The sequence below is a fragment of the Chitinivibrionia bacterium genome (assembly GCA_009779925.1).
Lineage (GTDB): Bacteria > Fibrobacterota > Chitinivibrionia > Chitinivibrionales > Chitinivibrionaceae > WRFX01.
Map to the genome: position 1 here is coordinate 1 of WRAZ01000075.1, position 4,985 is coordinate 4,985.

Genomic DNA, 4,985 nt, shown 5'->3' on the forward strand with positions numbered 1-4,985 from the left:
CGCGAGCGGAGCGCGAGCGGAGCGCGAGCGGAGCGCGAGCGGAGCGCGAGCGGAGCGCGAGCGGAGCGCGAGCGGAGCGCGAGCGGAGCGCGAGCGGAGCGCGAGCGGAGCGCGAGCGGAGCGGATTTTTATTAGTAAATAAAAATCCTAATCGTGAGTTCCTCACGATTGTTTTCTTTTTTTCTTATATAATCAAAAAATCTTTTGCGAAGTATTTTTACTTCGTGTCAAATGCTTTTTATCGTTTAACGGTAAAGCGGGTTGGAGCAAACAGTAAGGTAAAAATGGCGTGGCAGTGGCATAGATGTGAATGGTGTGGATTAATTCTTAAATTTGCCGTCAGAAAGCGGTAGAAAGGTTGGTTTTATGGAAAACAGTTTGAACAGTATTACGGAACTCGGCTTTGAGAAAGTCGGGGAATGGGTATTAAAAAACGGAAAAATAGAAGCCGTTTTGAATGAGGACAAAAGAGCGCAGGAAAATTTTATTTACGCCTTTGTTGTTAATGAAAAAGTGATGTATATCGGAAAAACTTCCAGAACATTGAAAGCAAGAATGCAAAACTACACTAATTGCGATGAAAGTCAAACAGCAAATGTAAGAATTTGCGAAGAAGTAAAGAATATTCTTAAAAACAGCGGCGAGGTCTTAATTTACGCAATGCCAAACGGTGATTTGGAGCCTAAGTTTATAAAAATGTTAAGCCCCGAATGGAACATACAAGGGGTTGAAAATGAGTAATCTAAGAAAATGTAGATGTGGACAAATAATACCAAGTAAGCGAAATTATTGTGATGCTTGTTATCTAGAAGTTCTACAAAACTACCAAGAAAAAAGCAAAGAATATGAAAGAGCTATGGAAACGTGGAATTCTATGAGCATAGACCAACAAGCCGCTGCTCACAGGAGTGAAGAAAGTTTTCAACTACAAGTATGGACGATTGGATTTTTTCTTATTGCCGCCGCAGGATTTGGATATTGGCTAAATTCTTGGACTGTCGCAATCAGTATCGGTATTATCGGAATAATTATTAACATGGCATTTAGTTACATCGTGGGCAGAGTTTTTCGTGGAATTGTTATGGGAGCGTTGTTTGGTGCTGTTGGTGCTTTCGTCACTTTTATTATTGATAATGTATCTGAATTTGGCTGGTTTGACAATTTCAGTTGGGTGAATAGCCAAGTGGCAATAATAATAATAGGCATTGCTTTTATTGTCGGAATAGTATGTGAAATCAAAGGGGTTTTTCACGCTTCGGCTACTCCTATTAAACCAACGTTGCCACACTCATAAACGAAATTAGAGAAGGAGATGGTTAATGAAAAGAGATTTATTTTACGAAGATATAGAAGGCGACAAAAGGTTGAGTCCCCTCATTGCTTGCCTCTTGCTTATAATTGTGTCCATTGGCGGAATTGTTGGCTACAATATGGAAAAAGAATACCAACAAAGTAAGCAAGTTGGTTCTCAAGCTAATTTACAACGACAAACAACAAATGCGAACATTGCCGGACAAGTACAAGCGCGAAGCAGCCAAACAAGCGCAACGAATTCTGACGCTTTTCGAGAAGAAAACGAAAGGCAACTTCGAATAGCGCAAGAAAGAGAAGAGCAAGAAAGAATAGCTCAAGAAAGAGCGGAACAAGCAAGGATAATAGCAATACAACAAAGAATAGAAGCCGAGCAAAGAGCGGTGGAAGAACGCAGGATTGCCGCCGAACGGGAAAGAACGAGACAAATAAATGCTTGGGCAAACAGAATGGGAGGAAGCGGGGACTTAATATTTATGTCGCCGGATGGAGAAATCAGATTTAGGACTGGGCGTTCATTTCCCGATGTTCGAGAAAGTTATGTCGTTCAAGGTAAGCGGATTTTCTTTAGAACTTCTGATGAAAGAATAACCGTTTTTATAGCAGACCAAAGCGGAGTGTTGCGTAATGTTGCCTCTTTTGAAACGAGAAGACGAGGTAATATCAACCGAGTGCAAATATACGGCAATATGACAGACCAAGCGTTTGAACATCTGGGCTTCGGAGTTTTTGATATTCGATAACAAAAGGATATTTTTATGAAAGCGATTTTGTGTGTATTTATATTTTGTTTCCTGCCCGCTTCGATATTCGGGCAAACAGCCGAATTTGAACGGCAACACACATTCAGAGCAGGCGATGCCGACAGTCGAGTTTCAGCGAGAAGCACTGCAACACAAGAAGCGCAGGCATTATTGTTGCGCGAACTCGGTGTTTTGGTTGAGTCGCGGCAAAGATTAAGCGCCACAAATGAAACCGAAGATTTCACCGAAGAAGTGCAAATATACACACTTGGAAAAGTAAATACCGAAGTACTTCAAGAAAGATGGGACGGAGAAATTTTTTCGGCAACATTCAGAATGGTGGTTGATACGGCGGACTTGTTCAGGCATTTAAACAATATTTTAGCGCAACGCCAACAAGCAAGAGCCGACAGCATAGCGCTAATTCGCCGAGCACAAGCGGACAGTATTGCACTCGTTCATCGGGCGCGAGCCGATAGTATAGCGATGGAACATCAAATTCGAGCGCAACGAGCGGGGCTATCTACTGCCTCAAACAGTGTAATAAACAGAATGGAAGTACTCCGAAATTTTGTATTTTCAATTCGTCCCGAATTTGTTGCGGGAAATTCCGCAATGGGCGCAGGCGGAGTAATTGAATTGGGCGTTATCGGCAGAAACGGATTTTATTTTTCGCCTCAATTAAGCGGCGGCGGTATTTATTTCGGCGGATTGCTCAATTTTGGCGCGTGTTTCAATAAAGACGGTTTTGTAAAAAACGTTTTGGGGGTAAGCGCAGGTTATCACAACACTTTACTTTTTGTTAATTTCAGACAAGAAAACGAGATTGTCAGATATGAAACAGGAATAAATGTCGGTGTTGCGGGTCTTTTTTGGAAATTTATGCTCGGCAGAGACAAAAATTTCGACATAACAAACAGAATTTTATTCGGCTGGCAGAGAAATCCCGATTTTTATTATATGGAAAACGACAGAATTGTTTTCGACGAAGGATTAAACGCAACTTGGACATTAGGCGTTGGCTATACTTTAACAAGAAAGAGAAGGTAGTAATATGAAAAAACGGATAATGTTTTTATTGGTGATATTTTTTTGCATTTTGTCTATTATTTCTTGCGATTTCATTGTAAAAAATGTGGACATCGACAAAGTAGAAAATAACGGAAAAGAAAATGGAAATTTAAGCAATTGATTGCAGAGTTGCTCGCCGACTCAATCGAGCAAGTTGGCTCGCACCAACGATATCGGTTTTCGAGTTGTCTTTTTTGTTTTTTCATTTTTTTTGTTGTTCTGAGAAGAAATCATTCCTTTACTCAAATCTCTCTTTCAATTTCCGATAATAATTCTCCACCCTCTTATCCCCGCCGTTATCGGGGAACATACAAAACGTCAAACTGTCGGTTGCTCTGTGTTTGGCTACGCAATTACAGCATTTGCCGTTATTCGGGCATTCTTTTTTGGGGCAGGCGCACTCTTTTTTGTCTTTTACAAAACATTCACAAGCCATTTTAACTCTCCTTTGTGCAACAGCACGGTTTCTTTTTCGATGATAATTTCTTTTGAATTCCGGCATTTATTATAAGCCCGACAAGGACGAGCGAGCAAATGGAATTGAACGGATTAAAACTTGCGCGGCTTTCTTCGCAATGCGGATTGGCGCTTATTACGCTTATATTAAACCATTCGGCAGGCAACAGATAGTCTATTGTCAAACCGATTATCAGCGACATTGAAATAATGTTTATCAAATAAATAATAAGAGTGCGCTTACCCAAAGTTTTGCCGACTACCGTCATTGTTGCGATACTTGTTATTGGTCCCGCCATAAGAAAAACAAACGCCGCGCCCGCCGTCAGCCCTTTGGACATAAGCACCGCCGCCACAGGAAGCGCCGCCATAGAACAAGTATAACTCGGAAGAGCTATCGCCAAAACTATCAGCATATTAAGGAATGGATTATTGAAGTAATCCGAAAACAGGCTATCGGGCAAGAAAACCGCCAAAAGTCCTGCAATAAAAATTCCTATAAACAGCCATTTTCCTATGTCTTGAAGCATTTCTACATATCCGTAATGCAATGCCGCCAAAATTTTGTTTTTTGGCTTTGAAGAAAGGGTTTTGCAGGTATTTTCTATGTCTGACGGCAATTTTTTGTCGGGATTTTCTTTGTCGAATTTATTTACTGCAACGCCGCCTGTAATCCCTGAAATAAAGGCGGTAAGCGGGTTTATTATTGCAAAGGCAGGTCCAAAAAGCGAGTAAGTCGCCACAATGCTTTGTATGTTTTCTTGCGGGGTCGAAGTCAAAAAAGCGACCGTTGCACCTTTGCTTGCGCCCTCTTTATTAAGCGAAACCGCCGTGGGAATAACGCCGCACGAACATAGAGGCAATGGAATTCCTGCAATGGAAGCCCGTAAAACCGAGAGAAAATTTGGCTTTTTTATATGGGATATATATTTTTCTTTTGGAACAAACACCCTTAAAATTCCCGCGAACAAAAATCCAAAAAGCAAATACGGCGACATCTCGTTAAAAAGATGTATAAACGGAGCTATGTAAGTAAGCATAATTAAAACCCGCTCCTCCCTCTACCGCCGAAATTCCACACGAAACCTAACGAGATTTCTTCATTTTGCGGCAAATAATCGAAAGTCAGGTCGAATTTTCTGTCGAAACCGCTCAGCGAGGCGTCAACAAAGGCGTCTGTCATCCCGTAGATGTATGAAATTACGAAATACCAGAAAAACATTGTTCGCCGCTGAGCCGCGTTTCTGTGATTGTTGCGCCAAAGGTCAACTCTTTCGTTTATCGGAAGCAGGGCAAAATTTTCGTCTTCGCCTAATTCTCGCGGAAATTGTTGCGCCTTATACATTAAATATTGAAAACGCGCGCCGCCGAAAACAAATGATGTTTGAGTTGCAAAAACAAGCC

The 4,985-nt window shown here is 41.4% G+C and carries 8 protein-coding genes; 5 read left to right on the plus strand and 3 right to left on the minus strand.

The features are described from left to right. Positions 1–366: 366 nt before the first annotated feature. The 5 genes from FWE23_11260 to FWE23_11280 are packed head-to-tail and all read left to right on the plus strand — an operon-like array spanning position 367 to position 3,246. Positions 367–741, plus strand: a complete 375-nt coding sequence (locus tag FWE23_11260; GenBank protein ID MCL2846004.1) for a hypothetical protein — start codon at positions 367–369, stop codon at positions 739–741. Continuing rightward, a complete protein-coding gene (locus FWE23_11265; GenBank protein MCL2846005.1) occupies positions 734–1,294 on the plus strand; it encodes a hypothetical protein in 561 nt (186 codons plus the stop codon). The genes FWE23_11260 and FWE23_11265 overlap by 8 nt, the downstream gene beginning before the upstream one ends. A 25-nt stretch (positions 1,295–1,319) precedes the next feature. Then, positions 1,320–2,054, plus strand: coding sequence for a hypothetical protein (locus FWE23_11270; protein MCL2846006.1), 735 nt, complete (start codon positions 1,320–1,322; stop codon positions 2,052–2,054). A 15-nt stretch (positions 2,055–2,069) separates the two neighbouring features. Beyond that, a complete protein-coding gene (locus FWE23_11275) occupies positions 2,070–3,104 on the plus strand; it encodes a hypothetical protein (protein ID MCL2846007.1) in 1,035 nt (344 codons plus the stop codon). Positions 3,105–3,108: 4 nt separating this feature from the next. Continuing rightward, positions 3,109–3,246, plus strand: coding sequence for a hypothetical protein (locus FWE23_11280; protein MCL2846008.1), 138 nt, complete (start codon positions 3,109–3,111; stop codon positions 3,244–3,246). Between the two features lie 117 nt (positions 3,247–3,363). Here FWE23_11280 and FWE23_11285 read toward each other — a convergent pair whose 3' ends face one another. The 3 genes from FWE23_11285 to FWE23_11295 form a co-directional block, all read right to left on the minus strand. Further along, the gene (locus FWE23_11285) at positions 3,364–3,561 is read right to left on the minus strand and encodes a hypothetical protein (GenBank protein ID MCL2846009.1); all 198 of its coding nucleotides are present in this window, start codon (positions 3,559–3,561) and stop codon (positions 3,364–3,366) included. 1 nt (position 3,562) lies between these two features. Further along, entirely contained in the window at positions 3,563–4,621 is a 1,059-nt protein-coding gene (locus tag FWE23_11290; GenBank protein ID MCL2846010.1) for an SO_0444 family Cu/Zn efflux transporter, read from the minus strand. A 2-nt stretch (positions 4,622–4,623) separates the two neighbouring features. Next, positions 4,624–4,985 (minus strand): hypothetical protein (locus FWE23_11295; GenBank protein MCL2846011.1); only part of this gene is annotated, 362 nt, incomplete at its 5' end.

Coding starts and splice junctions, on each gene's coding strand:
- FWE23_11260 (MCL2846004.1), top strand. CDS start 367: ATGGAAAACAGTTTGAACAGTATTACGGAACTCGGCTTTGAGAAAGTC.
- FWE23_11265 (MCL2846005.1), top strand. CDS start 734: ATGAGTAATCTAAGAAAATGTAGATGTGGACAAATAATACCAAGTAAG.
- FWE23_11270 (MCL2846006.1), top strand. CDS start 1,320: ATGAAAAGAGATTTATTTTACGAAGATATAGAAGGCGACAAAAGGTTG.
- FWE23_11275 (MCL2846007.1), top strand. CDS start 2,070: ATGAAAGCGATTTTGTGTGTATTTATATTTTGTTTCCTGCCCGCTTCG.
- FWE23_11280 (MCL2846008.1), top strand. CDS start 3,109: ATGAAAAAACGGATAATGTTTTTATTGGTGATATTTTTTTGCATTTTG.
- FWE23_11285 (MCL2846009.1), bottom strand. CDS start 3,561: ATGGCTTGTGAATGTTTTGTAAAAGACAAAAAAGAGTGCGCCTGCCCC.
- FWE23_11290 (MCL2846010.1), bottom strand. CDS start 4,621: ATGCTTACTTACATAGCTCCGTTTATACATCTTTTTAACGAGATGTCG.